We start from the raw sequence: 25,522 nt of genomic DNA, 5'->3' as shown, positions 1-25,522 counted from the left end.
ATCCACCGCTATGATCCGCAAACTCACACTGGCCGCCGGCCTCGCCCTGAGTGCCCTCGCCACCCTCTTGCCGCTGTCCGCCGCGCAGGCCGACCAGCTCGACGACATCCGCGCCAAGGGCGAAATCGTCATCGGCGTGCTGGGCACAGCCGAACCCTACAGTTTCATCGACCCGCAAAGTCGCCAATTGGTCGGCTATGAAATCGACCTGGGCAATGAAGTCGCCCAGGCCCTGGGCGTCAAACCCGTCTTTCGCCAGATTGCCGTCGCCGCGCGCATCCCTTCGCTGCAACAAGGGCACGTCGATATCCTGGCTGCCGCGCTGGCGCGCATTCCCGAGCGTGAACAACAAGTCGATTTCTCGCTGCCCATTTTCGTGACGGGCCAGAAGGTTCTGGTGCCGCGCCGTACCGGTCTGGCGCATGTTGCCGAACTGGATGGCCGCAAAGTCGTCACCATCAAGGGCGGCACCCAGGAAGACAATATCAAGGCCGCCGTGCCCGGCGTGACAGTCGTCAGTTTCGATAGCGCGCCGCAGGCCTTCCTCGCCCTGCAGCAAGGCAAGGCCGAAGGTTTCGTGGACGATGAATCCGGCCTGATCGGCGTGCTTTCCAAGGCCGGCCCCAAGGCGGATGACTATGTCATGCTGCCCGAACGCGTCAGCACCACGACTGTCGGTATTGGTCTGCGCAAGGACGAACCGGCACTGCGCGCCGCCGTCAATGAAGCGCTAGGCGCCCTGGAACAGGACGGCAAGGCCGAGAGCCTGTTCTTCAAATGGTATGGCCCGGAGACCCGCCATGGTTACACGCAGCGGGACTTCCGCTTCGAGGCTTCACAGCCCTGACGCCGGCGGGTGACCATGGGTTTTGATCTTTCCATGCTGATGGGCGGCCAGTATCACGAGATGCTGATGGCCGGGCTGCGCCTGTCGCTGCTGCTGTTCATCGTCTCGCTGGCCTGTGCGCTGCCGCTGGCCGTTATCGTGGCGCTGATGCGCCTGTCGCGTTTCGCGCCGCTACGCGCGCTGGGCATGGCCTATGTGGAAGCCATCCGCAATGTCCCCTTGCTGGCGCAGATGCTGTTCTGGTATTTCGGCGCTCCCGAACTGCTGCCGGAAAGCGTGCGTTTCTGGCTGTATGACGGCGAAATCGAAGCTGTGGCAGCCATCGTCGCCTTGTCGCTCTATACCGCCGCCTATATGGCCGAAGACATACGCAGCGGCATCCGCGCCGTTGCCCCGGTGCAATCCGAAGCCGCCCGGGCGCTGGGCTTCAGTTACCTTGAAAGCATGCGCCTGGTCATCCTGCCGCAGGCCGTGCGCATTACGGTGCCGCCGCTGATTTCGCAAACCTTGAATCTCTGGAAGGGCACCAGCATCGCCACGGTCATCGGCGTGTCGGAACTGATGTATCAGGCCGGCCAGGTCGAGAGCGCCAGTTTCCGCAGCTTCGAGGCCTTCGCCTTCGCCTCGGCCTCCTATTTGGGCCTGTCATTGCTCATCACCGCGCTGGCCGCCTGGTACCAGCACCGTTATCCGGCGAGGGCGCTATGAGCTTTCTGGAAATCATCGACACTTATTGGCTGTACTTCCTCATCGGCCAATATCCCAATGGCCCGCTGGGCGGGCTGGCGCTGACCTTGTTGCTGGCCGTCTCGGCCTTGCTGCTGGCATTCCCGCTGGGCGTGGTGCTGGCCTTTGCGCGCCTGAGCCCCTGGCGGCTGCTGCGCTGGCCCGTCACCGGGCTGGTTTTCATCGTGCGCGGCACGCCACTGCTGATGGTCGTGTTCTGGGCGTATTTCTTCCTGCCCAGCGTCACCGGCGTGAAAACCGACCAATTCGGCACCATGCTGATCGCCCTGGTGATTTTCGACGCCGCCTATCTGTCAGAAATCGTGCGCGCCGGGATCCAGGGCTTGCCCCAGGGACAAATGGAAAGCGCGCGTTCGCTGGGCCTGGGCTACTTCCGCGCCATGCGTTTTGTCGTCCTGCCGCAGGCGCTCGTCAATATGCTGCCGTCGCTGGTGAATCAGTTCGTTTCCACCATCAAGGAAACCTCGCTGGGCTATATCATCGGCCTGTCCGAAGTGTCCTTCGTCACCTCGCAGATCAACACCCAGGTTATGACTCATCCGGTAGAAATCTATCTGGTGCTGGGCCTGACCTACTTCCTGCTGTGCTTCGCGCTGTCGCGCTGCGCTTACGCCATGGAACGGCGGCTGGCGCGGCGCCCCCAGGCGCAGCAAGAACCCCAAGGAGTTCCCGCATGAACATGATTCAGTTCGAAAACGTCAACAAATGGTACGGCAAGTACCAGGCGCTGACCGATGTCAATGAAACCATCGCCAAAGGCGAAGTGGTCGTCGTCTGCGGCCCTTCCGGTTCCGGCAAATCCACGCTGATCCGCACCATCAACCGCCTGGAGCCGATTCAATCCGGCACGATTCGCGTGAACGGCCAGGATATCTATGACCCCAAGCTGGATTTGAACGAATTCCGCTCGCACATCGGCTTTGTTTTCCAGCAATTCAATCTGTTCCCGCACCTGAGTGTGCTGGAAAACTGCACGCTGGCCCCCATGCGGCTGCGCGGCCTGTCGGCCGCCCAGGCCCGCACCCGCGCAATGGCCTTGCTCGAACGCGTCGGTCTGGCCGTCAAAGCGGACGCCATGCCGCATTCTCTGTCCGGCGGCCAGCAGCAGCGCGTGGCCATCGCGCGCGCACTGGCCATGGAGCCGCCGCTGATGCTGTTCGATGAGCCAACCAGCGCGCTGGACCCGGAGATGGTCAGCGAAGTGCTGCTGGTCATGCGCGACCTGGCCCGCGAAGGCATGACCATGGTGTGCGTGACCCACGAAATGGGCTTTGCCCGCGAAGTGGCCGACCGCATTATTTTCATGGATGCCGGCCAAGTGCTGGAGCGCGGCACGCCCAAGGATTTCTTCGAGCGCCCGCAGCACCCGCGCGCGCAGAAGTTCCTGGCGGACATCCGTTCCCCTTTTGCCGCCCCGACTGCTGAGCCTGCGGCGCAACCTGCTGCCTGATTCCCGCCAGAGAGCCATCATGACCACCCCGACTGTTTCCCCTGCCCCAGCCAGCCTGCCCATTATCGACGTTGCCGCGTTGCGCGAGCCCGGCGATACCAGCGGGCGTGCCCAGGTGGCGCAACACATCCGCGCTGCCTGCCGCGAGCATGGTTTTTTCTATGTCAACGGCCATGGCGTCAGCCCGGAACTGATCAGCCGCCTGGAACGCCTGAGCCATGATTTCTTCAATCTTGACGAAGCCACCAAGCTGCAGTGGCGCATGGCGCTGGGCGGCCGCGCCTGGCGCGGCTACTTCCCGCTGGGCGGCGAACTGACCTCCGGCCGCCCGGACTGGAAGGAAGGCCTGTACCTGGGCACGGAACTTCCCGCCGACCATCCGCTGGTACAGGCCGGCACACCCGTGCACGGCGCCAACCAGTTCCCGGACGTCCCCGGCCTGCGCGCAACCATCCTCGAATACATGGCCGCCACCACCCAGCTGGGCCATCAACTGATGGAAGGCATCGCACTCAGCCTGGACCTGCCGGCCAGCTACTTCCATGACCGCTACACGGCGGATCCGCTGATCCTGTTCCGCATCTTCAACTATCCATCGCAAGCCGTGCCCAAAGGGCTGGATGTGCAGTGGGGCGTGGGCGAACATACCGACTACGGTTTGCTGACCATCCTGCTGCAGGACCATATCGGCGGGCTGGAAGTCCGCACGCCCGGGGGCTGGATAGACGCGCCGCCAGTGGCCGGCGCCTTCGTCTGCAATATCGGCGACATGCTGGACCGCATGACGGGCGGGCTCTACAAATCCACGCCGCACCGCGTCAAACGCAATACCTCAGGCCATGACCGCCTGTCCTTCCCGCTGTTTTTCGACCCGAATTTCTTCGCGCGGGTGCAGCGTATCGAAGGCCTGGCCGATGCCCCTGCCCAGGATGACAGCGCCGAGCGCTGGGACCGCGCCAATGTCCATGCCTTCAACGGCATCTATGGCGACTACCTGCTGGACAAGGTCTCCAAGGTTTTCCCCGAACTGCGCCGCGAAGTGCTCTAAGTCCTTTCAGGTTTTTTACGCCCCCTTAGGACTTTCAGGCCGCGGCAAGCGGCAGGCGGTCTATCGCCGCTTCCACGCCGCCGCCTTGCCAGCACCCGCCCGGCCGGCCGCTGGCTCGGGTACGGGAAAATATTGAGCGCGATCTCTGGATGCCTGGAATGGCTTCATGCGGATACTCGATGCGCGCCTGAGCGGCACTCAACAAAATTGATGCGCACGCCTGAGCATCGCACATGCTCAGGCCGTCACGAAAGCCCCCCCTTGTCCGGCGGGCTGTCACGGTGCTGACATGCTCGAACGGTACAAACTGGTCTTTCTTCAATGGCTGGATTTTTTGACCGCATCATGTCTTCTACCCCTCCCGATCATTCTGTTTCCCCGCTGGCCCCCGCCGATTCTTCACGCCGCCGCCTGCTGCGCGGCAGCCTGGCTGCCGGTCTGCTGCCGCTGGGCGGCTCCGTCTTGCTGACGGCCTGTGGCAGCAGCCATGATGATGACGACGCCGGTAACCTGAACCCTCCCGCGCCCGAGCCTGAAGGCGCGTCCCGGTTCGCCCTGGCTGTCCTGCCCGACACCCAGTTTTACGCACGCTACGCGACGCCGGACGAGAACAGCCAGTACAGCCGCAAGTTCGGCAGCGAGCCGTTCATGGCCCAAACCTACTGGATTGCCGAACATGCCCGCGAACTGGGCATCGCTTTTGTGGCGCACCTCGGTGATGTCGTCGATCAGGTGCGCAAGCCCGATCAGTGGAAGGTGGCCGATCAGGCCATGCGAGTGCTCGAAACCGGCAAAGTGCCTTACTCCATCCTGGCAGGCAATCATGATGTGCTGAGCGACCGCGGTTATGTGGATGCCAGCAGCCAGCAAAGCGGTACCGATGCGCAGCGCGATCTGGCTGCCGAACCCTATCTGCAATGGTTCGGCCCTACCCGCGCCAAATGGCAGCCCACCTTCGGCGCCCGCGACAGCAGCGGCTTCCACGAATATCACATCTTCGAAGCCGAAGGACAGCAGTTCATGGTGCTGTCGCTCTCCTGGCGGGTGTCTGACGCCGGTATTGCCTGGGCGCGCGAGGTCATTGCCAAGCACCCGACCGTACCCGTCATCCTGGTGAACCACCAGTTGCTCAATATCGACCGCGATGGCGTCAGCCCGCTGGAAACGTCTTATGGCCTGATGCTCTGGGACAAGCTGATCCGCGACAATGACCAGATCTTCATGACGCTCAACGGCCACCATCACGGCGCCGCCCACCTGACCAAAAAGAATGACTTCGGCCGCAATGTCGAGTTGATGGTGGTCGATTACCAGATGGCCTATCAAGGCGGCAACGGCTTGATGCGGCTGTATGAATTCGACCTGACCAACAATCTGATCGACATTCTGTCCTTCTCGCCCTGGGTGGTGCAAAAGCCCGCCAATACGCTGACGCGTTTCGATCAGGCGGTGCTGACCGGCAGCAATGAGCGGCTGACGATCCCCATGAATTTCGCCGAGCGCTTTTCCGGCTTCAATAAATCGTTTACCGCCGGCCAGGGCAAGCGGGCCGCCATCGTGGCCCAGACCAGCGCGCTGATTCTGAATGGCTATACCGAACCGGAAGTCATTGAGCCGCGTCCCCCTGCGGACAGCGATGATTACGCGCACGTTGCCGCCACCGTTGCCCACTGGCGTTTCTTTGGCGGCAGCACGGGAACCCCTGTGCCAGTCAACCATGTCATCGCCGATGAAACCGGCGCCAACCCGATCCGCCGCGCCGCGCTCAATACCGAACGCGGTGTCACGACGGCCCGCCTGGAAGACATGGTGTGGTCGGATGACCGCCACCATCTGTCAGCCGCCCCGGGTTCGGTCCGCTTCCTCAATACCAACAAGCGTGAAGGCCGCCTAAGCTATTTCCTGACCGACACCAGCGCTGCGCTCAATGCCATGGAATTTGCCAGTAGCGGCTACACCATTGAAGCCTTCGTGAAGCTCGACAAGGACTGGAACTCCAGCCTGCACGCGTGGATGAACATCATGACGCGCGACGGCATGCGCGGTTCGGTGCCTGGCTTTGCCGGTGGCGACCCGGAATCGCCGCCGCTGCTGTTTGCCGTCTCCAGCCTGCGGGAAATCCAGTGGGAAGTGGTGACGGCCCAATCGGGCAGCCGCTCGCCACAGGCCAGCTGGTCGGGTGAAATCATGGCCGACACCTGGGTGCACATTGCCATCGTGGCCGACCCTGCCACCAAGGAAAGCACCATGTATATCGAAGGCGCCCCGGTGCTGCGTAATTCCGGCAACGCCAGCGGGCTGGCCAGCGCCGGTGCCGCCCTGCCCTGGGTCATAGGCGCAGGCAGCTGGGAAGGCGAACGGACCGACGGCTTCTTCGGCCAGCTCGGCGAAGTCCGCGTCGCCGCCACGCCGCTGGCGCCTGAGCAATGGCTGACGGCACGCCGCAGCTGAGCCGCGCCCGGCTTGCGTGACGCGCGGCGCCGGGACGCCGGAACACGTGTCTGACCCGTGTTCCGGCGCAGGCCGGAACTTCCGGATGCTGTAACCGCCAGATCCGGATGCCGCGAAAAAATGCCGTAAAAAAAATGCCGCATGGCGCCGGAACTGGCGGTCATGCGGCATTTTTCACTTCGCGGCCCTGCCAGGCCTCTGCCAAAAGGGCAGCAGAGTCTGGCCGGTTGGCAGCGATCAGCAGGCCATCAGAAGCGGGCCGTGAGATTCAGGAAATAATTGCGGCCATGCTCGTTGTAGGTCTGTGCCCCTGCGCCCAACACGTCCTCATTGCTGGTTCCAGTATTCAAACCGGTGCGGTACAGACGCTTGTTAAAGAGGTTTTCGATCCCAAGGCGCACGCTGAAATTCTTGTTGATTTCATATCCGCCATTCAGGCCGACCAGCGCGTAAGGATGCAGGCCAGGCCGCGAGACAACCTCACCCCCGCGGCGGATATCGAAATCAGCCGCTTCCTGTTTGCCGTACCAAGTCAGAGCTGCCTGCAAAGACAGGCGTTCGCTGACGGCCCAATCCAGCCAGGAATTGACGGTGTACTTGGGAATGATGCTCAGCGGCTGGTTATAAGTCTTGTCCTTGGACGAAATCATGTAGGTGAAATTCGTATTCCAGGACACCGCATCCGTGAACGGAATAAAGACATTGCCTTCCAGGCCGGACACTTCCGCCTTGGGCGTATTCGCCCATTGCAGCAAGTAGGGGTTATCCGCCTTCAATGCCACTTGGCCAACGGGATCCACGCCCGCGACGATCTTGTTCTTGTAATCGTTGCGGAAGTAAGCCAGGCTGGCATTGAAAATGCCATCGTCATAGGCCACCCCGATTTCCTTGTTGATGCTGGTTTCGCTCTTCAGGTCGTCATTGCCTTGCAAATAGCAGCCGCCATTGGGCGTCAAGGCCGTGCGGCAGCCGATGCCCCGGCTATACAACAGATAGTTCGGGTTGGCCTGATACAGGTTAGGCGTCTTGTAAGCCCGCGCAATCCCGCCGCGAATCGTCCAGACATCATTGACCATATAGGACGCCGTCAGGCCTGGGCTGACGTTATTGCCGAATTCTTCGTGATGATTGAAGCGCACGGTAGGCGTCAGGGTAAACGCATCCGTCACACGCACGTTGTCTTCCACCCAGATGGCAAAGCTGCTGTATGCCAGTTTGCTCTGCCCGTCACGTCCAACCACACCAATAGGTTCGAGATTCTGGGCGCCCAGGGTCAGTTTGCGGAAGCTGCCGGGATCATCCAGCGACTCACGCTTCCATTCCGCGCCGACGGTCAACATTTGCTCCAGGCCGCCGAAATCCAGCGGCAGGCTGACATCACCGTCCAGACGCCATTCCTTGAAGCGGCTTTCATAGCGGCTTTGCGGGGCTGAAGTTTCCCCCAGGAATGCGCCTTCAGGCCCGCCGAACAAACCTTCAGCACCGCGAGAGTTACGGGTGTAGCCATAGCTCACACCGAGGTTGGATACCCCCCAGTCCCAGTTGCCCTTATGCGTCAGCCCGAGATCGGTACGATAAACAATCGTGGTTTCAGAGCCCCAAAGATCCTTGACCGACTGGAAAATAGGATTGCTCGCCGTGTCCTTGCTATTCATATTCTGGGTATCCCCGGAATACAGGTCGCTCTTACGGCTAAAGCCCAGATCCAGTTCCAGCGATTGGCGCGAATCAATATCCAGCAGCAGCTCGCCATTCACATAGCGATCCCGCTTACCAGTCTTACCGGCAGCCGCCGTGATGTCATTTTCCGTATAGGATCCATGGCCATCATTCAGGTTCAAGGCATCCGGCGTGGTCTTGGCATAGCCGCCATACAGACGGAAGCCCAGCTTATCGGTTGCCGGGCCGGACAGCAGGAAGGTGGCGCGGCGGCTATGGCCTTCGTCCGAATCCTGGTGCCAGTCGTTATAGGTCGTGACCGAGCCATGGAACTCGTCCGTCGGCTTTTTGGTGATGATGTTGATCACACCGCCCATGGCGCCCGAGCCATAACGCGCAGCCGCCGGGCCGCGCAGGATTTCAACGCGCTCGATGGCTTCCGGCGGCACCCAGCCGGTATCGCCATCGGTATCACGCTCACCCGTCCAGCCCTGGCGCGACGCATTGCGCGAACTGGCCGGGCGGCCGTCGATCAGCACCATGGTGTTGTCCGGGCCCATGCCGCGGATGTCTATCTGACGGCGGTTGCCGCGCATCCCGGAAGCAGCGCTACCGGTCAGGTTCACGCCGGGCTCCCGGCGCAGGATTTCAGCCAGATCCGACGCGGGCGGCCGCTTTTCCAGTTCCGCTGCCGTGATCACCGAGACGCCCAAGGCTTCTTTTTGCTCTTCAGCCGCCGTGCCGAGTACCGTCACGGCTTCCAGTTCGCGTGACGGCTGCACGGGCTGACTGGGCTGGGCTTGTTGGGCTTGCACGACCGGTAATGCGGACAACAGGCACAACGCAGCGGCTATCCGGCTTAACCGGAATTGGGCGGTTTGGAACATAAAGGGAAGTCTCACTCAAGAAATATCCTGCCGGATTCGGTCTTTCTTGCATGACCAAATACGCAGGATAAGAGAAAATACATTAAGAACCATTCTCTTTCGATTCTTGCATGAAAGCGGGATATGAACAAGAAACCATAAGAATCCTGTAGCCTGTGATCCACACCATAGATTCGTATCTTGCCGGATACATCTTTCCGGTTACGGTATCTGCCGCTTTGCAAGCCAAGCGCAGCAGCGCATCCCGCCGCCGCCGTTCACACCCCCATAAGGCGGGGAAAACGGCCCGCCCCGCTGGGGCGATCATTCCCGGTTGCCGCGGCCTGCCTGCAGCAGCGCGTAACGCCTCAGGCTGCCGGCTGGTTTTGCGCCAGCCAGCGCTGCAAGTCGATCAGTACCCGCCGCGTCGCCAATTGACGGCCGGCCAAATGCTCCGCCAGACGTTCACGCAGCCGCGCCCGCAAACCCGGCTCATTTTCCAAGGCTGAAAAATCCGGTTCTTCTTCATCCAGCCCGTAACCAGTTTCGCGCAGCAAGGTCCACTCGAAGCGGCGCAGCGCCGCAACCGCCGGGCCGCCGCTGGCCAGCTGGCGCAATGCCGCTTCATAGGCATCGAAGACTTCCGGATAGGCATCTTCACGCGGCAGCAGACGCAGCAGTAATTCGTTCATATACCAGGCAGACATCAGCGCCGCGCCGGATAGGGGCATCAGCCCGGCGATATCGGCGCGCACCAGTGTCTTGACCTCACCTGCCCCGCTCCAGGACAGCAATAAGGGCTGAAAGGTATGCAGCACCGGACGCAGCGTGGAATAGGGGCGCTTGGCCCCCTTGGCCACCAGCGCCACGCAACCGTGCTCCCGGCTGAACGCCTGGACGATCAGCGAGGTTTCCCGCCATGCCGTCGCATGCAGCAGGTAGGCAATAACATCATTGACGCGCCGGGCGCGTTTATTCATATCCCAGATCGCGCAGCGCGCTTTCACGCTCGGACCAGCCCTTGCGCACCTTGATATAGATTTCAAGGAACACCGGCTGCTCAAGCAGCTTGGAAATATCCTGGCGCGCTTCAGTGGCGATGCGTTTCATGTGCTGCCCGCCCGCCCCCAACAGAATGGGACGATGGCTTTCACGCTCCACCACCACACAGGCGGCAATGCGCACACCGCCGTTCTCGTTTTCTTCCCACTGTTCGATCACGACGGTGCAGCCATAAGGCAGCTCGTCACCCACCAGGCGGAAGATTTTTTCCCGGATCAGTTCGGCAGCAATGAAGCGCATCGGCCGGTCCGTCAATGTATCCGGCTCGAACATGGCTTCGCCCTGCGGCAAGCCTGCGGCGATCTCAGTCAGCAGGACATCCAGCTGCTTGTCCTTGGCTGCGCTGACGGGCACTACGGCATCGTAGGGGTACAAGGCGGTGAGCTTGGCCACGAAAGGAAAGAGATCGTTGCGCTGTTTGAGCAAATCCACCTTGTTGACGGCCAGCAGGACACGCTTGCCCTTGGGCAGCAGCGGCAGCAGCTTGGCATCGCCTTCCGACCATTTGCCGGCTTCGACCACATGCACCACCACATCCACATCCGCCAGCGCCTGGGTGACGACGCGGTTCATCATGCGGTTCATGGCGCCGCCATGACGGGTCTGAAAACCCGGCGTATCGACAAAGACAAACTGGGCGTCATCACGCGTCAGAACACCCTGAATGCGATGCCGTGTCGTCTGCGCCTTGCGCGACACGATGGAGAGCTTGGCGCCTATCAATGCGTTCGACAGCGTCGATTTGCCTACGTTGGGACGGCCTACCAGAGCGACGAAGCCGCAACGGTAATCGGTATCCACCGCGTTTTCTGCCGGCAGATCCGCTGCGGCTTCCGTTTCTTTATTCTTCTCGCTCATGTGCTTTTGCGCTTCATGCGCTCCTGTTCAACCGCAACGGTCAGCGCCGACTGCGAGGATTTTTTGGCTGCCTTGCCGCGCAACGGCGCAGGACAGGCACGCTGAGCCTGCGTCAGTGCTTCTGCCGCAGCAATTTGCTCGGCCGCCCGGCGGCTGCCGCCAGCGGCGGTGACATGAATATTCAAGGACGCGATGGCGCACTGCAGCTCGAACTGCTGGTCGTGCGCCGCGCCGTGAATGGCCAGCACGGTATATACCGGCAGCGGCAATTTTCGGCCCTGCAGGAATTCCTGCAGCAAGGTCTTGGCGTCCTTGCCCAAGGTATGCGGGTCCACGCTTTCCAGCACAGGTTCGTACAGACGCCGGATCACCCGGCGCGCTTCATCAAAGCCGGAGTCGAGAAAGACGGCGCCAAAAATGGCTTCGAGCGCATCGGCCAGAATCGAGGGACGGCGGTAGCCGCCGCTCTTCAACTCGCCTTCACCCAGACGCAGAAACTCCGACAGCGACAGCGTCTGGGCAATATCCGCCAACGCGGACTGCTTGACCAGATTGGCGCGGATACGGGACAAATCGCCCTCATCCAGCTTTTCATAGCGCTGGTACAGCAGATCCGCCACCACAAAGTTCAGCACGGAATCCCCCAGGAATTCCAGGCGCTCGTTGTGCTTGCCGCTGTGACTGCGGTGTGTCACGGCCTGGTCCAGCAGGTCCGCGTCCGTAAACTTATGGTCTATGCGCTGTTCCAGCAAACGCAAAGGGGTCATTGTCTTATTTAAATCCGCCGATACGGCTGGGCTCACGGAAATTCATCCAGATGAAGAACGCGCGGCCAACCAGGTTTTCATCAGGCACGAACCCCCAATAGCGGCTATCCAGGCTATTGTCGCGGTTGTCGCCCAACACAAAATAATTCCCTTCCGGCACAATGCAACGCACGCCTTCGCGGCCATAACGGCACTGGTCGAAGTACGGGAAGCGCCAGATCGGGCTCAGGTTCGGCATGGCGTTTTCATTGAGCAGAATGTCATGCTTGCGCTCGCCCAGGGTCTCGATATATCGCGCACCGTAAGCCATGCGCTCCGGGTCGTAATAATCGCCGTCGCGCACATGGGGCACGACCTTGCCATTGATCAGCAAAGTCTGGTTGATATACGCAACTTCATCGCCTGGCAGGCCCACGATACGCTTGATGTAGTCCGTCTGCGGTTCGACCGGATAACGGAACACCACGACATCACCGCGCTGCGGCTCGCCAATGGGAATGATTTTTTGATCCAGCACCGGCAAACGGATGCCGTAGCTGAATTTGTTCACCAGGATGAGATCGCCGGATTGCAGCGTCGGCAACATGGATCCGGAAGGAATGCGGAACGGTTCGACAATGAATGACCGCAGCACGAACACAAACAGGATGACGGGAAAGAAGCTGACCGCGTATTCCACCCACCAGGGCGCGCGGTTCAGCTTGTTGCGCAAGGCGCGCGAACGCTCTTCGGCAGAATCCGCGTCCAGCACGCCTTCTTTGAGCTGACGCTGGATTTCCGCTTCGGCACGCGCTGCCCTGGCTTTCCTCAACCATACCCGGTCGATGATCTTGACGGCCCCCGTCAATACCAGCAGCAGAAACAATATCAGGGCGAAATTCCAGCTCATCCGCGTTCCAACCTTATTTATCCTCGACCTGCAAGATGGCCAGGAACGCCTCCTGCGGGATTTCCACTGAGCCAACCTGCTTCATGCGCTTCTTGCCTGCCTTCTGTTTCTCAAGCAGCTTTTTCTTGCGCGAGATATCGCCACCATAGCACTTCGCCAGCACGTTCTTGCGCAATGCCTTGACGTTTTCGCGCGCAATGATTTCCGCGCCAATCGCCGCCTGGATGGCCACATCATACATTTGGCGCGGGATCAGTTCGCGCATCTTGGACACCACTTCCCGGGCCCGGAAACGGGCGTTGCTGCGGTGAACAATCATGGACAGCGCATCCACGCGGTCACTGTTGATCAGCAGATCCACCTTGACCACATCCGCCGACCGGTATTCCATGAACTCATAGTCCATCGACGCATAGCCGCGCGAAACGGATTTCAGGCGATCAAAGAAATCCAGCACGATTTCGGCCAGCGGGATTTCGTACACCAGATGCACCTGCTTGCCGTGGTAGCTCATGTTGATCTGCGCGCCACGCTTCTGGTTGCACAGCGTCATGACCGGGCCTACATACTCCTGCGGCATGAACAGCGTCACCTTCACGATGGGCTCGCGGATATCTTCGATCTTGCCCACTTCCGGCATGCGTGACGGGCTCTCTACCCTCAGCAGTTCGCCATCGCGCTGCATCACTTCATACACGACCGACGGCGCGGTCGTGATGATATCCATGTCGAACTCGCGCTCCAGGCGCTCCTGCACGATTTCCATGTGCAGCAGGCCCAGAAAGCCGCAGCGGAAACCAAAGCCCAGCGCCTGCGACACTTCCGGCTCGAACATCAGCGCGGCGTCATTGAGCTTGAGCTTTTCCAGGGCATCACGCAACTGGTCATACTCGCTGGATTCCACTGGATACAGGCCGGAAAAGACCTGCGGCTGCACTTCCTTGAACCCCGGCAAGGCCTTCTGCGCGGACTTGCCCGCCAGCGTGACGGTATCGCCAACCTTGGCGTGTTCCAGTTCCTTGATGCCGGCAATGATGAAACCGACTTCGCCTGCCGACAGGCTGTCGCGCTTGACCGACTTGGGTGTGAACACCCCGATCTGCTCGCACAGATGCGTGTAGCCCGTCGCCATCAGCAGAATTTTGTCCTTGGTGCGCAGGACGCCATTGACGATACGCACCAGCATGACGACGCCAACGTAATTATCGAACCAGGAGTCGATAATGAGCGCCTGCAAAGGCTCATCCACACTGCCTCGTGGCGGCGGCACCTTGGCCACCACCATTTCCAGGATATCGTCTATCCCCAAGCCGCTCTTGGCGCTGGCCAGCACCGCCTGCGACGCATCAATGCCGATCACTTCTTCGATTTCCGAACGGGCGCTCTCAGGATCGGCCTGCGGCAGATCCATTTTGTTGAGCACCGGCAGAACTTCTACGCCCAGCTCGATAGCGGTATAGCAATTGGCGACTGTCTGCGCTTCTACCCCTTGCGAGGCATCCACAACCAGCAGCGCCCCTTCGCAGGCGGACAGCGAACGGCTGACTTCATAAGAGAAATCGACGTGCCCCGGAGTGTCGATCAAATTGAGCTGATAGACCTGGCCATCGTTGGCCTTATAGGTCAATGCCGCGGTCTGGGCCTTGATGGTGATGCCGCGCTCGCGCTCAAGATCCATGGAATCGAGCACCTGCGACGACATTTCCCGGTCCTGCAAACCTCCGCAGCGCTGGATCAGGCGATCCGCCAGCGTCGATTTACCGTGGTCGATGTGGGCAATGATGGAGAAATTGCGGATATGCTGCATAAACCGTCATGAAAAAGGCGGAAACAGGCCAGCCAATACCCGGCTGGCAGGCATTCGCCGCCCGGCCGAGAATTAGCCGTGATAGCAAAAAGGGGCGCAACGCGCCCCTTTTTGCGGCAACCATCCATTTTAGCGGGTTTTACCCTTACTTCGCCGGCAGTTCCAAGGTTACCCACAGACTGATGTCATCACGGCGCACCAACAAGGCCGTGCGGCTGCCGGGTTTAAGCTCGGAAACCAGCTTGTTGAACTGATCCGGCGCAGTGATATCCTGGGTGTTGAGCGTCAGCAACACATCCCCTTCACGGATGCCCGCAGCCGCTGCCGGCCCTTCGGCACGGCGCACCACCACACCGCCAGCCACCTTCAACGCCGTCCGCGCTTCGGCATCCAGCGGCGCAACCACCAGGCCCAACGCATTGGCATCCGCCACAGCCGGGGCCTGAGCCGCTGCCTGGCTTTCGTCCGCCGGAATTTCACCAATCCGCACGCTCAAGGTCATTTTCTTGCCCTTGCGCCAGATTTCCAGCGGTGCCTTGGTATCCGGTTTGGTATCGCCCACCAGGCGCGGCAAGTCGGACCAGCGCTTGATTTCATGGTCATTGAAACGCACGATCACATCGCCCGCCTGCACGCCAGCCGCTTCTGCCGGGCCTTTTTCTTCGACCATGCTGACCATCGCGCCTTGCGAATTGGGCAGGCCGATGGCATCCGCCACATCCTTGCTGACTTCCGAGATCTGCACGCCGATACGGCCGCGCACCACCCGGCCATTGGCTTTGAGCTGATCTACCACGCGCATGGCTTCATCAATCGGAATGGCCAGCGAAATGCCGATAAAGCCGCCGCTACGGGTCACGATCTGGGAGTTGATCCCCACGGCTTCGCCATCCAGATTAATCAGCGGGCCGCCGGAATTACCGGGGTTCACGGCAACATCAGTCTGGATGAACGGCAGATAATCTCCCGTCTCACGGCCGATGGCGCTCACGATGCCGGACGTCACGGTGGATTCCAGGCCAAAAGGCGAGCCGATGGCCAGCACCCATTGCCCCTTGCGCAACTTGTTGGAATCGCCAATGGCCAAAGGCTGCAAATCCTTCTGGTCATCTACTTTGATGACTGCCACATCGGTACGCGCATCAGCGCCGATCAGGCGTGCCTTGACCTCACGGCCGTCCGTGAAGGTCACGAAAATATCGGTCGCGCCATCGACAACATGGTTGTTGGTCAGGATATAGCCATCATCGGACACGATGAAGCCCGAGCCTATGCCACGCGGCACGGTGCGCGGTTCGGCCGGTGCCTGCCCAGCGCCAGGCCCAGGCCCGGGGCGGCGTCCGGCGCCGGGAGGCACCATATCGGGGCCGAAGAACCAGCGGAACATTTCATAGGGATCATCGCCGCCGAAACCAGGCATGCCGCCACGCGGCTGCACGGTCGCAGTGGTACGGATATTCACGACCGAGCCTTCGGTCTTTTCCACGATAGGCGTGAAATCCGGCAGACCGTCGAGTGTGCGCGTTTGCGCCATCGCCTGCTGCGCGCCCAGCGTCATACACGCTGCCAGCGCCAGGGTTGCCGCCCGCAGGGCGGCAGAACGGAAGAGTCCGGTCATCAAAAAGTCACTACGCATAATAGCCTTCTGCTCCATGCTCATTCCCTTGCGGGGAACCCAGGGTTAAGGTCTCTTACTGCGGCGCGCCCGGCACGTATTCCACTGCATCGACCACGTGCGCCAGCGCATCGGCAGGCACCTCGCCCACCGCCGTCAGCCAGTAATCGGCGATGCGCACACCATGAATATGGGTTGCGCCCCGCTGCGCCTGTTCACGCACCGGACGCCCGGTGCGCGATGCAGATTGCAGGGGCTCGATAAACACCGAGAAAGCCGCCAAACCATCTGACAGCACCAACTGGCTAACAGTTTCACGGTGGTTTAAATTTCTTTGCACTTGCATCACCGGCACAAAACCCGGCGGCGGCGCAATGCGCCAACCCTGACTGGCAAGATCGACCTCTTCCATGCGGCTGTTTTGCACTTCCCAGGCGGGTTCCACTGCCCCGCCGCGCAAGCGCGCCGGATTCACGTCGGCCCCGGTATCCAGGGCGGCGAACGCATACTGTTCCAGCACCTGGCCATCCTGCCCGAGAATCTGCGCTTTCAGCAGCAGGCCTGTCGCCTGGTCTATGCAGACCCGGTGGGCATAGCGGTAGTTGTCTTTGGGCTCAATGTAAGCAACCTGGCAGGGGCGCCCGGCAATACGCGCCAGGCCGCTGTCGTCCACACGCACGACATAATGCTGCAGCAGATTCGCCGCATCGCCCTGCAACAGCGAGGGGAAGCGGCCGGACTTGCCGGACTCCTGCTTGACCAGCTTGCGCTGCGGCAGCACATAGCTGACATCGTCGTTGTGGCGCAGATATTCCCTGGGTTCGCCGTCCAGCGCATACATGCGCTCGCGCTCGCCCGTGCCATCCATGATGTGCGCCAGCAGCGAGGACTGCAGGGCCTGGCCCTGCTGATAGATCAGGATACCGCTGTAATCCTCATCGCGCGCGGCCGCCTGGACGCGATCCAGCAAGGCTTTGGCTTGCGGCTCGCTCAGAGCCGTGTCTGCCGGCGCCGCCAGCGCCGGACCCGCCAGCCACAGGGCTCCCGCCAGGCCTGCAATGCCGAGCCAGCCCGAACGGCGCAGACGCTCTTCTGTTGCCGCTTGTCTCTTCATGGCTGCCCGTCCCAGTGCCGGCCGTTTCACAGGCCGCCGTCAAAGGAAACCTGACGAATACCGGAGCCAGGATTCGCCAGTTCGCGATGGGCATCAACATATTCCAGCAGCGCAGGCGCCTCGACCGAACGGCCATCGGCCAGTACCGGCGCAGGTGATGTGCCCGTGGAAAAATAGGGTTGCGCGACCCAGGCCACCGACGCCACGGCAGCGGCAACCGCCAGCCCTGACAGGCCGAAGCGCCAAACGCGGCCGCCCCGGCGCGGGGCCATCAGCGTGGGCTCCTGCTCCAGCGCGCCGGCCAGCCGTACCCGCCATTTTTCCGAAACCTGTATCGACAGGCCAGGACTGCGCAATACGTCGCCAATCAGATGATAGGCATCCCAATCCTGACGTCCCTTGGGCGTCTCCAGCTCCATAGGCCAGATATCGCCACTTTCGCCGTCCATGAAAGCGGACAATGCCTGTTCACGCGACAGAACATCCGCCTCGGCCTCTCGCCTTTGCGTACTTGACTGCATGCTAGCTCCTTACCAGCGCCGTTCCTGATCCGTATCCAGCAACGGGCGCAAACGGGCGGCGATTGCCTCCCGCGCGCGGAAAATCCGCGACCTTACCGTTCCAATAGGACAATTCATGGTCTGAGCAATTTCATCGTAGCTCATCCCCTCGATTTCCCTCAGCACGATAGCCGTACGCAGCTCTTCCGGCAGTTCCTCGATCACTGCATTGACCGTCGCGGCAATTTCGCGGCTGGCAAGCACCGATTCTGGTGTGCTGATATCGCTTAGGTTGTCAGTTTCGCTAAAAGTTTCACCGTCCTCGTTTTCCAGCACGCCTGTCCCGCTGGGACGGCGCCCGGACGCCGACAGCCAATTGCGTGCCGTATTGATGGCAATACGGTACAGCCAGGTGTAGAACGCGCTATCGCCACGGAACTGACCCAAGGCGCGATAGGCCTTGATAAATGTTTCCTGCGCGACATCTTCCAAATCTGCCGGATCACGGATCATGCGCGACAGCAGACGCATGATCTTGCGTTGGTATTTGCGCACCAGCAGATCAAATGCTGTCTTGTCGCCTTGCTGCACACGGGCAACTAAGGCGCTATCGACCTCTTTTTCACTCATGCAGTCCCTCCCGGACGCGGCTCACCCAGATTGAACTGCTGGCGCACCGCCAGCAGATTCAAGCGCCGCCAGCCTGCCGGCTCAACGGCATCGCGCCAGATAGTCATATGCCGCACGCCTTGCGGCCCTTCCAGCCGCAACGCCAGGCAGCATGCTGATGCCTGGGCCGACCAGCAGCGAATATCCTGCCAGCCCGACCGTGTCCCAATACTGAGTTCGCCTTGAGCATCAACGCGCAACAGGCCCTGGCGCGATACCAGGCGGCGTTCATGCCAGGCCATGACAAACATGGCGAACACCCCTGCCAGCCAAGCCAGCCAGGTGTCCGCCATATGCCAGGACAGAACCAGCGCCAGGCATGCGCCTGACGCCATACTAACGGAAAGTGCCAGCGCGCGGCGGCGCTGGCTCCTTTCAGGCGTAACCAATAGCACGCCCTGCCCGGCGGCTTCCACGTGGTCAGACCTTGCGGACGACCATCGAACCGTTGGTACCGCCAAAACCAAAGGAGTTCGACAGAGCCACGTCGATCTTGAGATCACGCGCCTGATTGGCGCAGTAATCCAGATCGCACTCGGGATCCTGATTGAACAGGTTGATGGTCGGCGGCGACACCTGGTTATAAACGGCCAGCGTCGTGAACACGGCTTCGATGCCGCCGGCAGCGCCCAGCAAGTGGCCAGTCATGGACTTGGTCGAATTCACGACCAGCTTGTGCGCATGGTCGCCAAATGCCAGCTTCAGCGCTTCGGTTTCGTTCTTGTCGCCCAGCGGCGTCGAAGTACCGTGCGCATTCACATAACTCACGTCTTCGGCGTTGACCCCCCCATTGCGCAGCGCATTCTGCACGCCGCGCGCCGGGCCTTCACGGTTGGGCGCCGTGATGTGGTGGGCATCGGAACTCATGCCGTAGCCTGCGAATTCACCGTAGATACGCGCACCGCGCTTGCGGGCGTGCTCGTATTCTTCCAGCACCAGCACGCCAGCGCCTTCGCCCAGCACAAAGCCGTCGCGGTCACGGTCCCAGGGACGGGATGCCGTTTCCGGATCGTCATTGCGCAGCGACAGAGCGCGCATGGCCGCGAAACCGCCAATTCCCAAGGGAGATACGGTCGATTCAGCGCCACCGGCCAGCATGACATCGGCGTCGCCGTACTCGATCAGTCGAGCTGCGTCACCAATGCTATGCAAGCCCGTCGTACACGCGGACACCACGGCATAGCTCGGGCCGCGCATGCCAAAACGAATCGACAGCTGCCCGGAAATCAGGTTGATCAGCGAAGCCGGCACGAAGAACGGCGAAATGCGCCGGGCACCGCGCTCCAGATATTCGGTCTGGGTTTCTTCGATACGCGGCAGGCCGCCGATGCCAGACCCGACGATCACGCCGACCCGGTCCGCATTGGCTTCGGTAATTTCCAGCCCGCTGTCTTGCCACGCCTGCACGCCCGCGGCGACGCCATAATGGATGAAGGTATCCATTTGACGCGCTTCCTTGGACGGGAAATATTGCGTGACCTCAAAATCTTTTACTTCGCCGGCGATCTGGGCCGTCAGGCCAGACGGATCGAAGCGGGTAATACGCCCGATCCCGGACCGTCCGTTGACGATGTTGTCCCATGCCGTAGCGATGTCGTTGCCGACGGGGCTGACGATACCCAGGCCTGTAATTACGACACGTCGCTTCACGGGTGACTCCTAAAACAGACAAAGAAAAAGCGGCCTGCAGACAACGACAAACGCCGTATCAGCCAGGATGACCGGTCGATCGGAATTCGTCGCTAGTCTTCAGTAACCGCCTGACGGTCAGGCGCGCCAGGCGCGCCCGATACCAATCACAGACAACAAGGATTACGACTTCAGGTTGGCGCTGACGTAGTCGATGGCTTGCTGAACGTTGGTGATCTTCTCCGCCTCTTCGTCGGGGATCTCGGTTTCGAATTCGTCTTCCAGCGCCATGACCAATTCGACCATGTCGAGCGAATCGGCACCGAGGTCGTCAAGGAAGGAAGATTCGTTCTTGACCTCGGCTTCGTTGACGCCAAGTTGTTCAGCGACGATCTTCTTGACGCGCTGTTCGATGCTTTCCATGCAGATCTCCAAATGGGGAAAAATCCCGCGAATTATAGCCAAGCGTGAAAATTTTCAAACACCGGCCGTGACAAAAAAAACATGTACTCGCGCAACAAGCTGCTGCGCGGCGTACGCCTTTGACAAATCCCTGCCATCCGGCGCCCCTTGTTCAAGGCTGCCAGACCACCGGGATAGCGGCATTACTGCATATACATGCCACCGTTCACGTGCAGCGTGCTGCCCGTAATGTAACCTGCCTGCGGGCCGGCCAGGAAGGCCACCGCGTTGGCAATATCCGCCGGGTCGCCCAGGCGGCCCAGGGGAATCTGCGACAGCAGCGCGCTGGTCTGATTTTCGCCCAGCGCGCGCGTCATGTCAGTCTCGATAAAACCCGGAGCAACGCAGTTTACCGTGATTCCACGGCTGCCCAGTTCGCGGGCCAGCGCACGGGCCATTCCGGCCACGCCTGCTTTGGCGGCGGCGTAATTAGCCTGCCCGGCATTGCCGCTGGCGCCAACTACCGACGTAATATTGATGATACGGCCCCAGCGGGCTTTCATCATCGGCCGCATGACGGCGCGGGACATGCGGAATACCGCTGTCAGATTGGTTTCCAGCACGGCGTCCCAATCTTCGTCCTTCATGCGCAAGGCCAGCATGTCACGCGTAATGCCCGCGTTATTGACCAGAATGTGCGGGCCGCCGCCTTCGGCCGCCAGTTCATCGACCAGCGCTGCGCAAGCTGCCGCATCATTCACGTTCAAGACGACGCCGCGGCCGCCATGGGCAGCCAGGGCAGCGCTGATATCCTGCGCGCCAGCTTCCGAGGTCGCCGTACCCACGACTTTCGCGCCGCGCGCCGCCAGTTCCAGGGCGACAGCACGGCCAATGCCGCGGGAAGCGCCCGTCACCAGTGCAATTTTGTCTTGCAATTCCATCATCCGCTCCTAGCTCTTCAAGCGCCTGCCAGCGCAGCCAGCGCCGCTTCCAGCGAGGCAGGGTCCGCCACCGACAAAGCACTGATTTCCGGCTCGATGCGGCGCACCAATCCGGTTAATACCTTGCCCGGCCCGAATTCCACAATGTGGGTGACGCCTTGCGCACGGAAGGCCTGCACGGTCTCCACCCAGCGTACGGGATGCCAGGCCTGACGCACCAGAGCGTCCCGGATGGCTGCCGGCGCCGTTTCCGCGGCCACATCGACGTTATTGACGACCGGCACGGCAGGCGTATTCACCGTTACACCCGCCAGCGCCTGCGCCAGCACGTCCGCGGCAGGACGCAGCAGGCTGGAGTGGAATGGTGCAGAGACCGGCAGCGGCAACGCGCGCTTGGCGCCCGCCGCCTTGGCACCGGCGCAAGCGCGCTCAACCGCGCCTTTATGGCCGGCAATCACGACCTGCGCAGGCGCATTGAAATTCACCGCTTCGACCACTTCGCCCTGCGCGGCCTCGCGGCACACAGCGCGGACGGTGTCGTCATCCAGCCCCAGAATGGCAGCCATGCCGCCTTCGCCCACCGGCACCGCCTGCTGCATGGCGTTGGCACGCACGCGCACCAGCGGCACGGCATCCGCCAAAGACAAGGCGCCTGCCGCCACCAGGGCGGAATATTCGCCCAGGCTGTGGCCAGCCATGACAGCGGCCTGCGGGCCGCCTGCCGCGCGCCAGGCGCGATAGGCCGCCACGGCAGCCGCCAGCATGGCAGGCTGGGTATTGGTTGTCAGATTCAGTTGTTCTGCCGGCCCCTGGGCAATCAGCGCGGCCAGGTCTTCGCCCAGCGCGGCATTGGCTTCGGCCATCACGGCAGCCACGTCAGGCTGCCCGGCCCAGGCATCCAGCATGCCTACCGATTGCGAGCCCTGGCCCGGAAAGACGAACGCGAGTTTCATCAATGCGTCTCCTGTTTGATGAAGTCTGGGGGCAATTACATGCGCACCAGCACCGAGCCCCAGGTGAAACCGCCGCCCACACCCTGCAGCAGCACGTGCTGCCCGGATTGGATGCGGCCATCGCGCCGCGCGGTATCCAGGGCCAACGGAACGCTGGCAGCAGAAGTATTGGCATGCTGGTCCAAGGTAACGATTACCTTGTCCTGCGGCACGCCCAATTTGCGCGCCAGCATAGCCAGAATGCGGACATTAGCCTGATGCGGCACCATCCAGTCGATATCATCGAGGCTCAGGCCAGCCTGTTCGCACACATTGCGCGCGGAACGATCCAGCACCGTCACCGCCTGTTTGAACACGGCCTGCCCGTCCATGCGCAGGAAAGGGTCGCCAAACACTTCGCCGTAAGCGACATTGCCGGCCGCGCACAGGATTTTGCTCTGGGTTCCGTCCGCCTGCAGGTGGGCAGCCAGAATGCCCGGCTGATCAGCCGCGCGCAATACGACAGCGCCCGCTCCATCCCCGAACAACACGCAGGTGCCGCGGTCGCTCCAATCCAGGATGCTGGAAAACACTTCGGCGCCGATGACCAGCGCGCAGCGCGCCCGACCCGCACGGATATAGGCATCCGCTGTCGTCATGGCATAAACAAAGCCGCTGCAGACCGCCTGCACATCGAAGGCGGCAGCATTGGCCGCGCCTATGTTGGCTTGAACCAGACAGGCAGTGCTGGGAAAGACGAAATCCGGCGTCGAAGTCGCCAGGATAATGAGATCTACTTCTTCAGCCTTGGCGCCGGCATTTTTCAGCGCGGCAAATGCCGCATGGGTCGCCAGCTCGCTGGTGCGCACACCACGCTCGGCCAGATGACGCTGCCGGATCCCCGTTCGCGTCACGATCCACTCATCGGAGGTTTCCACGCCGCGGGCAGCCAGGTCGGCCGCCAGCTCATCGTTGGAAACACTGCGCGGGGGCAGGAAACTGCCCGTTCCGGCGATCACGGCATATTGCATAGCTTTTCCATTAATTAGGCGTTTCCAGGGACTCGCCACCCTGTTGCGTCATCTGCGCAATATAAGAAGCAGTCCGCTCCAGCACGCCTTTGGCGACCGCGTCGCGCGCGCGCTGCAGGGCAAAGCCAAAGGCATAGCTATCCGCCGAGCCATGGCTTTTGATAACCACGCCACGCAGGCCCAGCAAGGCTGCGCCGTTGTAGTGGCGATGATCCACCCTGTCTTTGAAACGATTAAGCACCGGCTTGGCGATCAGACCCGACATCATGGAATACGCGTTGCGCTGGAATTCCTCGCGGATCATGCTGCCCAGCATCTTGGCGATGCCTTCCATGGCCTTGAGCACGGCATTGCCGACAAAGCCATCGCAGACCACGACATCAACCGTGCCCTTGAAGATGTCATTGCCTTCAACATTGCCGTAGAAATTCAAAGGGCTGTCACGCAGCAGCACGGCGGCATGCTTGACGACATCGTTGCCCTTGATGATTTCTTCGCCGATATTCAGCAGGCCTACGCTGGGACGCGCCGAGGCATCCCGCCCCTGCGCCAGCGCAGACCCCATGATGCCGAATTGCAGCAGGTGGTCTGCCGAGCAATCGACATTAGCGCCCAGGTCGAGCATGATCGTCGCCCTGCCCAACTGATTGGGAATGGACGTCGCAATCGCCGGACGGTCAATACCATCCAGTGTCTTCAGCACATAGCGCGTGATCGCCATCCAGGCGCCGGTATTGCCCGCGGACACGCAGGCATCCGCCCGCCCGTCCTTGACGGCCTGGGCCGCCACGCGCATGGAGGAATCTTTCTTGCGGCGCAAGGCCACTTCGACGGAATCGTCCATCGCCACGACTTCTGTCGCAGGCACGACTTCCACCCGGCCGGCGAGCGCGCGCGAACGCGCATCGGCCGCCAATGCGGACGATACGGCGTCGGGCTGACCGACCAGCAGCAAATGGACATCAGCGAACCTGCTGGCAAAATCCAGCGCAGACGGTACCGTGACGGGCAGGCCGAAATCGCCGCCCATGCAATCTATCGCGATGCGTATCACAATCGCCAGCTATTTGTTCGACAGCCCGGCGAGCATCGCCGGGCATGTTTCTGCATCAGACCGCGAATCGTCGAATTACTCGTCGTTCTTGGTCTTCAGCACCTTGCGGCCACGATACACGCCATTCGGGCTGATGTGGTGACGCAGGTGGATTTCGCCCGTGTTGGGCTCGATCGCCGTCGGCGGATTCGTAAGGAAATCATGCGAACGGTGCATGTTGCGCTTGGACGGACTCTTTTTGTTTTGTTGAACAGCCATGATGGACTCCTGGAAAACGGAACGGATTGTACGACAAGCCGGCCTGATTAACCGCTAACCCCTCGCCGGACCCCCGGCAAGGGCACTTTACTTTTTCAGCTTTGCCAGCACCGCGAAAGGCGATGGCCGCTTTGCTGCGGGCGCATCCTGCTCATCCCCGGCACCCGCCGCCGACGCTTCCGGGCAGACTTCATGCCGCGGCGCGTAGGGAATACTCAAAATCAACTCATCCTCGACCTGCGCCAGCAGATCGAAGCGCGACGAACCCAGAATCTGCTCGGGCCCATCATCCATATTCTCGCTGCCGGCGTCTTCCTGATCGGCATCCGCCCCCCGCTCGGCTTCGGTGGTGACAGGCTGCAACAGCGTATCAACATCCACCGGCCAGGCAAACGGCGCCAGGCAACGCTGGCAAATCACGACAGGCTGGGCCTGGATGCGCAAGCGCAACAGCGATTCGCCGTGCAAGGGGCCCGGCACGCCTTCCGCCTGCCAATGCACCAAACCTGCCTCACCCTGGGGCTGCGCCGGAAGATCCGACACCATGCGCGTAAAACGCGCAGCGGGCAACTCGCCACCGGCCTGGCGGCGGGCACGCACGAATTCGAAAATATCGACGACAGTACTCATGCCCAGCCCCTCGAATTCCGAATCCTGCCCCGAACCCCATACCGGATGTCCCGGGCGTGATTGCCTCTATTGCCCATTAACCTAAACCTGCAGCTGCATTTCGTCCGTCTTGCGCCTCGCGCCGCCCGCCTGGTCAGCGGAACATGCCGCGCATACCGCACACATACCGCACATATGGCACATACGGCAGGCACGCCAGCAACCGCCGGGCACGCACGACAACGCGTCCATCCGCCAGCGAGGGGACACAGCACAACTGTATCAAACCCTGCGGCACCGCCGCTGCGGTATCAACT

General features: G+C 61.3%; 25 protein-coding genes. 6 read left to right on the top strand and 19 right to left on the bottom strand.

Translation table 11 applies throughout. The features are described from left to right. Positions 1-10: 10 nt before the first annotated feature. The 6 genes from ACTJGZ_RS01350 (at position 11) to ACTJGZ_RS01325 (ending at position 6,543) form a co-directional block, all read left to right on the top strand. Entirely contained in the window at positions 11-847 is an 837-nt protein-coding gene (locus tag ACTJGZ_RS01350; RefSeq protein WP_441661161.1) for a transporter substrate-binding domain-containing protein, read from the top strand. Positions 848-862: 15 nt separating this feature from the next. Then, a complete protein-coding gene (locus tag ACTJGZ_RS01345; RefSeq protein WP_441661152.1) occupies positions 863-1,555 on the top strand; it encodes an amino acid ABC transporter permease in 693 nt (230 codons plus the stop codon). Beyond that, positions 1,552-2,271, top strand: coding sequence for an amino acid ABC transporter permease (locus tag ACTJGZ_RS01340; RefSeq protein ID WP_441661151.1), 720 nt, complete (start codon positions 1,552-1,554; stop codon positions 2,269-2,271). Before ACTJGZ_RS01345 ends, ACTJGZ_RS01340 begins: the two co-directional genes overlap by 4 nt. After that, complete coding sequence (locus tag ACTJGZ_RS01335; protein WP_441661150.1) at positions 2,268-3,044, top strand: amino acid ABC transporter ATP-binding protein; 777 nt, start codon at positions 2,268-2,270, stop codon at positions 3,042-3,044. Before ACTJGZ_RS01340 ends, ACTJGZ_RS01335 begins: the two co-directional genes overlap by 4 nt. 19 nt (positions 3,045-3,063) lie before the next feature. Then, on the top strand, positions 3,064-4,092 hold the full coding sequence (locus ACTJGZ_RS01330) for an isopenicillin N synthase family dioxygenase (protein WP_441661149.1): 1,029 nt from the start codon (positions 3,064-3,066) through the stop codon (positions 4,090-4,092). A gap of 345 nt (positions 4,093-4,437) precedes the next feature. Next, the gene (locus tag ACTJGZ_RS01325; protein WP_441661148.1) at positions 4,438-6,543 is read left to right on the top strand and encodes a LamG-like jellyroll fold domain-containing protein; all 2,106 of its coding nucleotides are present in this window, start codon (positions 4,438-4,440) and stop codon (positions 6,541-6,543) included. Positions 6,544-6,791: 248 nt separating this feature from the next. Here the strand turns inward: ACTJGZ_RS01325 and ACTJGZ_RS01320 are convergent, their stop codons facing one another. From ACTJGZ_RS01320 to ACTJGZ_RS01230, 19 genes are all read right to left on the bottom strand, one after another. Next, the gene (locus tag ACTJGZ_RS01320) at positions 6,792-9,089 is read right to left on the bottom strand and encodes a FepA family TonB-dependent siderophore receptor (RefSeq protein ID WP_441661160.1); all 2,298 of its coding nucleotides are present in this window, start codon (positions 9,087-9,089) and stop codon (positions 6,792-6,794) included. 347 nt (positions 9,090-9,436) lie between these two features. Beyond that, positions 9,437-10,048, bottom strand: coding sequence for a DNA repair protein RecO (gene recO / locus ACTJGZ_RS01315; RefSeq protein WP_441661147.1), 612 nt, complete (start codon positions 10,046-10,048; stop codon positions 9,437-9,439). Continuing rightward, complete coding sequence (gene era, locus ACTJGZ_RS01310) at positions 10,041-10,988, bottom strand: GTPase Era (RefSeq protein ID WP_441661146.1); 948 nt, start codon at positions 10,986-10,988, stop codon at positions 10,041-10,043. The genes recO and era overlap by 8 nt, the downstream gene beginning before the upstream one ends. Next, on the bottom strand, positions 10,985-11,755 hold the full coding sequence (rnc, locus tag ACTJGZ_RS01305) for a ribonuclease III (RefSeq protein ID WP_441661145.1): 771 nt from the start codon (positions 11,753-11,755) through the stop codon (positions 10,985-10,987). The genes era and rnc overlap by 4 nt, the downstream gene beginning before the upstream one ends. Before the next feature lie 4 nt (positions 11,756-11,759). Continuing rightward, positions 11,760-12,644 carry a signal peptidase I gene (gene lepB / locus ACTJGZ_RS01300; protein ID WP_441661144.1) on the bottom strand — a complete coding sequence of 295 codons (885 nt, stop codon included), beginning with the start codon at positions 12,642-12,644 and terminating at the stop codon, positions 11,760-11,762. 13 nt (positions 12,645-12,657) lie between these two features. Next, positions 12,658-14,451, bottom strand: a complete 1,794-nt coding sequence (gene lepA, locus ACTJGZ_RS01295) for a translation elongation factor 4 (RefSeq protein WP_441661143.1) — start codon at positions 14,449-14,451, stop codon at positions 12,658-12,660. Positions 14,452-14,596: 145 nt separating this feature from the next. Beyond that, a complete protein-coding gene (locus ACTJGZ_RS01290; protein WP_441661142.1) occupies positions 14,597-16,087 on the bottom strand; it encodes a DegQ family serine endoprotease in 1,491 nt (496 codons plus the stop codon). A gap of 55 nt (positions 16,088-16,142) precedes the next feature. Then, positions 16,143-17,180 (bottom strand): MucB/RseB C-terminal domain-containing protein, encoded by a 1,038-nt coding sequence (locus ACTJGZ_RS01285; protein WP_441661141.1) that lies wholly within the window; start codon positions 17,178-17,180, stop codon positions 16,143-16,145. Between the two features lie 26 nt (positions 17,181-17,206). Next, on the bottom strand, positions 17,207-17,701 hold the full coding sequence (locus ACTJGZ_RS01280) for an RseA family anti-sigma factor (RefSeq protein WP_441661140.1): 495 nt from the start codon (positions 17,699-17,701) through the stop codon (positions 17,207-17,209). A gap of 9 nt (positions 17,702-17,710) precedes the next feature. Further along, positions 17,711-18,310 (bottom strand): RNA polymerase sigma factor RpoE, encoded by a 600-nt coding sequence (rpoE, locus tag ACTJGZ_RS01275; RefSeq protein WP_441661139.1) that lies wholly within the window; start codon positions 18,308-18,310, stop codon positions 17,711-17,713. Beyond that, positions 18,307-18,744, bottom strand: coding sequence for a protein YgfX (locus ACTJGZ_RS01270; RefSeq protein WP_441661159.1), 438 nt, complete (start codon positions 18,742-18,744; stop codon positions 18,307-18,309). The genes rpoE and ACTJGZ_RS01270 overlap by 4 nt, the downstream gene beginning before the upstream one ends. A 25-nt stretch (positions 18,745-18,769) precedes the next feature. Beyond that, the gene (gene fabF, locus ACTJGZ_RS01265; RefSeq protein ID WP_441661138.1) at positions 18,770-19,999 is read right to left on the bottom strand and encodes a beta-ketoacyl-ACP synthase II; all 1,230 of its coding nucleotides are present in this window, start codon (positions 19,997-19,999) and stop codon (positions 18,770-18,772) included. A 162-nt stretch (positions 20,000-20,161) separates the two neighbouring features. Further along, complete coding sequence (gene acpP / locus ACTJGZ_RS01260) at positions 20,162-20,401, bottom strand: acyl carrier protein (RefSeq protein WP_068366772.1); 240 nt, start codon at positions 20,399-20,401, stop codon at positions 20,162-20,164. A 182-nt stretch (positions 20,402-20,583) separates the two neighbouring features. Further along, positions 20,584-21,324, bottom strand: a complete 741-nt coding sequence (gene fabG, locus ACTJGZ_RS01255; RefSeq protein WP_441661137.1) for a 3-oxoacyl-ACP reductase FabG — start codon at positions 21,322-21,324, stop codon at positions 20,584-20,586. Between the two features lie 14 nt (positions 21,325-21,338). Beyond that, complete coding sequence (gene fabD, locus ACTJGZ_RS01250; RefSeq protein ID WP_441661136.1) at positions 21,339-22,274, bottom strand: ACP S-malonyltransferase; 936 nt, start codon at positions 22,272-22,274, stop codon at positions 21,339-21,341. Between the two features lie 35 nt (positions 22,275-22,309). Then, positions 22,310-23,284: a beta-ketoacyl-ACP synthase III gene (locus ACTJGZ_RS01245; RefSeq protein ID WP_441661135.1), complete on the bottom strand. Its 975-nt coding sequence runs from the start codon at positions 23,282-23,284 to the stop codon at positions 22,310-22,312. A gap of 10 nt (positions 23,285-23,294) precedes the next feature. Further along, complete coding sequence (gene plsX / locus ACTJGZ_RS01240; protein ID WP_441661134.1) at positions 23,295-24,338, bottom strand: phosphate acyltransferase PlsX; 1,044 nt, start codon at positions 24,336-24,338, stop codon at positions 23,295-23,297. 75 nt (positions 24,339-24,413) lie between these two features. After that, complete coding sequence (gene rpmF, locus ACTJGZ_RS01235) at positions 24,414-24,596, bottom strand: 50S ribosomal protein L32 (protein ID WP_068366782.1); 183 nt, start codon at positions 24,594-24,596, stop codon at positions 24,414-24,416. 87 nt (positions 24,597-24,683) lie between these two features. Further along, on the bottom strand, positions 24,684-25,226 hold the full coding sequence (locus ACTJGZ_RS01230; RefSeq protein WP_441661133.1) for a YceD family protein: 543 nt from the start codon (positions 25,224-25,226) through the stop codon (positions 24,684-24,686). Between the last annotated feature and the right edge of the window lie 296 nt (positions 25,227-25,522).

It is taken from the genome of Kerstersia sp. (genome assembly GCF_052103615.1).
Taxonomy (GTDB): Bacteria; Pseudomonadota; Gammaproteobacteria; order Burkholderiales; family Burkholderiaceae_B; genus Kerstersia.
The sequence above is the reverse complement of the archived record's forward strand: the minus strand, read 5'-3'. Positions and strand labels throughout refer to the sequence as shown.

Excerpts from the sequence above, each read along its gene's own strand:
- ACTJGZ_RS01350 (WP_441661161.1), top strand. The coding sequence starts at position 11 with ATGATCCGCAAACTCACACTGGCCGCCGGCCTCGCCCTGAGTGCCCTC.
- ACTJGZ_RS01345 (WP_441661152.1), top strand. The coding sequence starts at position 863 with ATGGGTTTTGATCTTTCCATGCTGATGGGCGGCCAGTATCACGAGATG.
- ACTJGZ_RS01340 (WP_441661151.1), top strand. The coding sequence starts at position 1,552 with ATGAGCTTTCTGGAAATCATCGACACTTATTGGCTGTACTTCCTCATC.
- ACTJGZ_RS01335 (WP_441661150.1), top strand. The coding sequence starts at position 2,268 with ATGAACATGATTCAGTTCGAAAACGTCAACAAATGGTACGGCAAGTAC.
- ACTJGZ_RS01330 (WP_441661149.1), top strand. The coding sequence starts at position 3,064 with ATGACCACCCCGACTGTTTCCCCTGCCCCAGCCAGCCTGCCCATTATC.
- ACTJGZ_RS01325 (WP_441661148.1), top strand. The coding sequence starts at position 4,438 with ATGTCTTCTACCCCTCCCGATCATTCTGTTTCCCCGCTGGCCCCCGCC.
- ACTJGZ_RS01320 (WP_441661160.1), bottom strand. The coding sequence starts at position 9,089 with ATGTTCCAAACCGCCCAATTCCGGTTAAGCCGGATAGCCGCTGCGTTG.
- recO (WP_441661147.1), bottom strand. The coding sequence starts at position 10,048 with ATGAATAAACGCGCCCGGCGCGTCAATGATGTTATTGCCTACCTGCTG.
- era (WP_441661146.1), bottom strand. The coding sequence starts at position 10,988 with ATGAGCGAGAAGAATAAAGAAACGGAAGCCGCAGCGGATCTGCCGGCA.
- rnc (WP_441661145.1), bottom strand. The coding sequence starts at position 11,755 with ATGACCCCTTTGCGTTTGCTGGAACAGCGCATAGACCATAAGTTTACG.
- lepB (WP_441661144.1), bottom strand. The coding sequence starts at position 12,644 with ATGAGCTGGAATTTCGCCCTGATATTGTTTCTGCTGCTGGTATTGACG.
- lepA (WP_441661143.1), bottom strand. The coding sequence starts at position 14,451 with ATGCAGCATATCCGCAATTTCTCCATCATTGCCCACATCGACCACGGT.
- ACTJGZ_RS01290 (WP_441661142.1), bottom strand. The coding sequence starts at position 16,087 with ATGCGTAGTGACTTTTTGATGACCGGACTCTTCCGTTCTGCCGCCCTG.
- ACTJGZ_RS01285 (WP_441661141.1), bottom strand. The coding sequence starts at position 17,180 with ATGAAGAGACAAGCGGCAACAGAAGAGCGTCTGCGCCGTTCGGGCTGG.
- ACTJGZ_RS01280 (WP_441661140.1), bottom strand. The coding sequence starts at position 17,701 with ATGCAGTCAAGTACGCAAAGGCGAGAGGCCGAGGCGGATGTTCTGTCG.
- rpoE (WP_441661139.1), bottom strand. The coding sequence starts at position 18,310 with ATGAGTGAAAAAGAGGTCGATAGCGCCTTAGTTGCCCGTGTGCAGCAA.
- acpP (WP_068366772.1), bottom strand. The coding sequence starts at position 20,401 with ATGGAAAGCATCGAACAGCGCGTCAAGAAGATCGTCGCTGAACAACTT.
- fabG (WP_441661137.1), bottom strand. The coding sequence starts at position 21,324 with ATGATGGAATTGCAAGACAAAATTGCACTGGTGACGGGCGCTTCCCGC.
- fabD (WP_441661136.1), bottom strand. The coding sequence starts at position 22,274 with ATGAAACTCGCGTTCGTCTTTCCGGGCCAGGGCTCGCAATCGGTAGGC.
- ACTJGZ_RS01245 (WP_441661135.1), bottom strand. The coding sequence starts at position 23,284 with ATGCAATATGCCGTGATCGCCGGAACGGGCAGTTTCCTGCCCCCGCGC.
- rpmF (WP_068366782.1), bottom strand. The coding sequence starts at position 24,596 with ATGGCTGTTCAACAAAACAAAAAGAGTCCGTCCAAGCGCAACATGCAC.
- ACTJGZ_RS01230 (WP_441661133.1), bottom strand. The coding sequence starts at position 25,226 with ATGAGTACTGTCGTCGATATTTTCGAATTCGTGCGTGCCCGCCGCCAG.